Origin of the sequence: Pseudotabrizicola sp., assembly GCF_030684215.1 — a bacterium.
Taxonomy (GTDB): Bacteria; Pseudomonadota; Alphaproteobacteria; order Rhodobacterales; family Rhodobacteraceae; genus Pseudotabrizicola.
The window spans coordinates 1-4170 of record NZ_JAUXOV010000018.1 but is presented as its reverse complement, the minus strand read 5'-3'; the positions used below and the strand labels follow the sequence as shown (position 1 = coordinate 4170).

The window sequence follows — 4170 nt, the reverse complement described above, 5'->3', positions numbered from 1 at the left end:
GGGTGCGCATGCGGTCAAGGCAAAGAACCTCGCCGATTTGCAGTCCGCCTTGCAGACCGCGCGCGGCAAGCGCAAGCCGACCGTCATCGTGATCGACACCACCGCAGCCCCGGGTCCCGGAGACGGTCTGGACGGGGCAGGCCATTGGTGGGATGTCGCCGTGCCCCAAGTTGGCGGTCCCGAGCGCCTGCGCGCTGCTTATGAGACCTACATCACAAACGCCGCAAGGGCGCGGCTGACAAACTGAGGGTCATAATGATGTCCAATCTGCAACGCAAACCATTTGGCACCCATGGCAAAGTGCACGAAATCACCCTGCAGTCGGCGGGTTGGCGTTACGTCGGCTTTTCGCTTTACCGTCTGCGGGCAGGGGAAAGTGCCGCCGAGGCGACCGGCACTCGGGAGGTGATTCTGGTGATGGTAGAGGGCAAGGCCGCCGTGACTGCGGCGGGGCAGGATTGGGGCATCTTAGGCGAGCGGATGAACGTCTTCGAGAAAACCCCGCCGCATTGCCTTTATGTGCCGAACGGGCAAGACTGGCAGGCGGTGGCGACAACCGATTGCACCATTGCCGTCTGTTCCGCCCCCAGCCAGTTGGGCCACGGCGCGCGCCGTATCGGGCCAGAAGCTATCACCCTCACGCAACGCGGGACCGGGCCGAACACCCGGTGGATCAACAACATCGCCATGGAGGCCGAGGATTATGCCGACAGCCTGCTGGTAACCGAGGTGTTCACCCCCGCAGGCAACTGGTCGAGCTATCCCAGCCACCGCCACGATGAGGACGATTTCCCCCGCATCACCTATCTGGAGGAAACCTATTACCACCGCCTAAACCCCTCCGACGGCTGGGCGGTGCAGCGGGTTTATGCCGATGACGGCAGCCTTGACGAGGTGATGGCCGTCAAAGACGGCGATGTGGTGCTGGTCCCGCGCGGCCATCATCCCTGCGGCGTTCCCCACGGCTTTGAGCTTTACTACCTCAACGTCATGGCCGGCCCGCGCCGCGCATGGCGGTTCATAGCTGCGCCAGAGGTCGAAAGTTTGATTGCCCGAGAAGCCAAGTGACGTCGTATGGGGTCAAGGGCGTGAACAGACAAAATTTAAATTTTTCAGGTTAGTCCAACGTTCCTCAGAGCGGCCATAGCACTTTTAGAATGCTGCAGCCTTGAAACTTTTACCCAATTTGAGACTTTGTTCGTAATTGCCGCTTGATGCCCATCTGTACAGGTCACTAAAATAAGACCCCTCATGGACTGGCCCCACGTTTGTCCAGCGAGCAAACTCCTTTAAAGACTGTATGTCACAGGTCGCAGCCTCGGAACTTGGCGCTAAAGCATTACACAAGATTCAACTTATCTACTCGTCACCATTATACCACGCTGTTGCTTCGGCGCTTACGGCCATTCCGGCTCAAATCAAAAACAACGAAATCGCTGGAACGAAAGTGACCAGAGCCAGACACAGCAAAATTACGCCAATCAACGGCAAAAGATGGGGAACCATCTTTTCGATCCCGATATTCGCGACTGCACAGGCGGCAAATAGGTTCACTCCCAGCGGCGGCGTGATCATGCCGAGCGCAAGGTTAAAAATCATCACAATACCAAAATAGGTCGGGTCAATACCGAACTGGATGGCGACAGGGGCGAGGATGGGGCCAAGAACCACGATCGAAGCAGAAGTTTCAACAAACATGCCCATGACGAACAGGAACAGATTAACAGCAAGTAGGAAGGAAATCGGATCGGTGAACGTGTCGGTGATCCAGTTGCCGATGCTTGCCGGTACGCCGGCACGCGTTAGAACAAAAGAAAATATGCCGGCCATCGAGACGATGAACATGACCACTGCGGAAGAAATGGCTGACCTGCGGACGACGGCAACCAAACCTTTCAGGTTCAGTTCCTTGTAGATGAACAGCGTGACGATCAGAGAATAGCCTACCGCCACAACCGAAGCTTCTGTCGGCGTGAACACGCCGCCATAGATTCCGCCAAGGACAATGATCGGCATCAGCAGCGCGAGGCTTGAATGCCGCAGGGCGGGAAAGAAGGGCGGGCGCACGTCTTCGCGGATCTCGGCGTAGCCTTTGTATCTGGTGTAAGCGAGTACAAAAGCGCTCAGCGCGACGGCAACAAGAAGTCCCGGCCCGATGCCAGCCACGAAAAGGTCGCCGACCGAAACGTTCGCTGATAGCCCGTAAATGATCATTGGAATTGAAGGGGGGATCAGCACAGACAATTCCGCCGCTGTCGCCTGCAGCGCGGCCGCAAAGCCGACGGGATAGCCGCGTCTGACCATCGCAGGTATAAGGATAGCGCCGACTGCCAATGTCGTGGCTACACTCGACCCCGATACCGCACCGAAGATCAGAGCGGTGAAAATGCAGGTCAACAAGATGCCGCCCCGGATCGAGTAGACACAGCTTTCAACCAGATCCACCAGACGGCGCGAGATTCCTCCATCTGCCATGATATTGCCGGCAAGGATAAAGAAGGGAATTGCGGCGAGAGGAAATTTGTCCAGTGCGACAAACGCCTGTTGCGGAATGACAATCAGTGGCACGGTCATAAAGCCGCCGATGCCGACAAGGCTGGCCAGTCCGATGGCAACCGCAACTGGGATGCCGATTGCCATCATTATCGTCATCGTAGCAATCATCAGAGGAAGCATTTCAGGTCGCTTTCAGGGGATCAGGGCCGGTCAAGGCCTCTTTGGCAGGATCAAGATAATGGGCAATGGTGGCCATTGCGGCCAGACTGGATCCGACCGGGATCGCCGAATAGACCCAAGATGCAGAAAGGCCGAAACCAGCAATGGTTTGGTTGCGCACCATATAGACGGCCTGCCAGCCGTAATAGGTCAGGACCGCAAACAGGGTCAGCATCGAAAGCATTATGGCAAGACGCAGGACACCACGCATTTGCCCGTAGGTCTTGTCGTAAAAGAAGCCCACTGCGATCAGAGCGCCCCCGCGGGCCGCAGACATCAAGCCGAGATAAACCATCCAGATGAGCGAGACCCGGACCAGCGGCTCAGACCAATAGGCGGGCGTGTTCAGCAGAAACCTGCTGAGTACCTGGAACAACCCCGCTGCCGCCGCGATCAAAAGCATCACGGCAGCAGCGAGCCCAACCGCTCGGTTGAGCTGCCGTTCGCACGCAATGAAATGTGACCGCAGCGCGGGAAGCATCACTGACCGACGATTCTGATTGCCTCGATCCGACCGCCAAAACGTTCGGAAAGTTCGGCAAAGGTCGGTTCCAGCTTGGTACGGAAGCTTTCGCTGTCCACTTCGGTCAGAATCTCTGTGCCACCAGCGCGCAGCGTTTCCAGCCCAGTCTCCTGGATTTTGAGAACTTCTTCCTTGGTACGGGCCATGGCGCTAATGGCCGCTTCACGGAAGATCTCCTGGTCTGCTTCGCTCATCGCGTCATAGATCCCAGGATTGATGAGCAACACGATGGGCGTGAAAGCGTGGTTTGTGACGCTCATGTACTTTTGAACTTCTCCGAAGCGGTTGTTTATGATCGCTCCGACCGGATTTTCCTGACCATCCACGACCCCTTGCTGGAGCGCAGAGTAGACTTCGGTCACCGCCATGGGTGTTGGCAGGGCACCCAAGGCCTCCCACGCTTTCAGATGCAATTCGTTCTGCTGAGTGCGAATTTTAAGGCCTGCGACGTCGGCGGCAACTGTGACCGGGCGGACGTTGTTGGTCAACTGGCGAAAGCCGATCCCCCCGGCTGCAAGGCCGACAAAGCCCGCGTCACGCAGCGTGCCCAACACTTCTGTGCCAACCTCTCCGTCAAGCACAGCCTGAGCGTGATCGAAATCCCGGAACAGGAACGGCACGTCGAAGACGGCGAAATCCGGCGCAAAGTTTGCGACCACAGATGTGGAAGAAACGGTCATCTCGACAGTACCGAACTGCACACCTTCCACCACGTCGCGATCTCCGCCCAGTGCGCCACCGCCTTGAAGCTGGATCGTGTAACGGCCTTCGGTGCGCTGCGCAATTTCTTCTGTGAGAACGGCAGTGCAAAAGTTTGCCACGGAAGTGGCGGGATAGTCCTGCTGCGGGCAGAGTAAAACTTTGCCACTTTGGCCCTTTCTGGCGACAGGGAGGGCGGGGGTATTTTAATCGTGGAACTCTATCGGAAGGTC

General features: G+C 57.3%; 4 protein-coding genes and 1 pseudogene. 2 read left to right on the top strand and 3 right to left on the bottom strand.

Annotated features, from left to right (window positions below; all coding sequences use genetic code 11):
- Both Q8K08_RS01805 and iolB read left to right on the top strand, forming a co-directional pair.
- Window positions 1-247 (top strand): annotated as a pseudogene (locus tag Q8K08_RS01805) (3D-(3,5/4)-trihydroxycyclohexane-1,2-dione acylhydrolase (decyclizing)); the annotation flags it as partial.
- An 11-nt stretch (window positions 248-258) separates the two neighbouring features.
- A complete protein-coding gene (gene iolB, locus Q8K08_RS01800; protein WP_305249016.1) occupies window positions 259-1068 on the top strand; it encodes a 5-deoxy-glucuronate isomerase in 810 nt (269 codons plus the stop codon).
- A gap of 345 nt (window positions 1069-1413) precedes the next feature.
- On the opposite strand, the gene Q8K08_RS01795 is transcribed toward iolB, so the two are convergent.
- From Q8K08_RS01795 to Q8K08_RS01785, 3 genes are all read right to left on the bottom strand, one after another.
- Window positions 1414-2664, bottom strand: a complete 1251-nt coding sequence (locus Q8K08_RS01795; protein WP_305249015.1) for a TRAP transporter large permease — start codon at window positions 2662-2664, stop codon at window positions 1414-1416.
- A 13-nt stretch (window positions 2665-2677) separates the two neighbouring features.
- The gene (locus Q8K08_RS01790) at window positions 2678-3118 is read right to left on the bottom strand and encodes a TRAP transporter small permease (protein ID WP_305249017.1); all 441 of its coding nucleotides are present in this window, start codon (window positions 3116-3118) and stop codon (window positions 2678-2680) included.
- 77 nt (window positions 3119-3195) lie between these two features.
- Window positions 3196-4059, bottom strand: coding sequence for a DctP family TRAP transporter solute-binding subunit (locus tag Q8K08_RS01785; RefSeq protein ID WP_305249014.1), 864 nt, complete (start codon window positions 4057-4059; stop codon window positions 3196-3198).
- Window positions 4060-4170 lie beyond the last annotated feature (111 nt).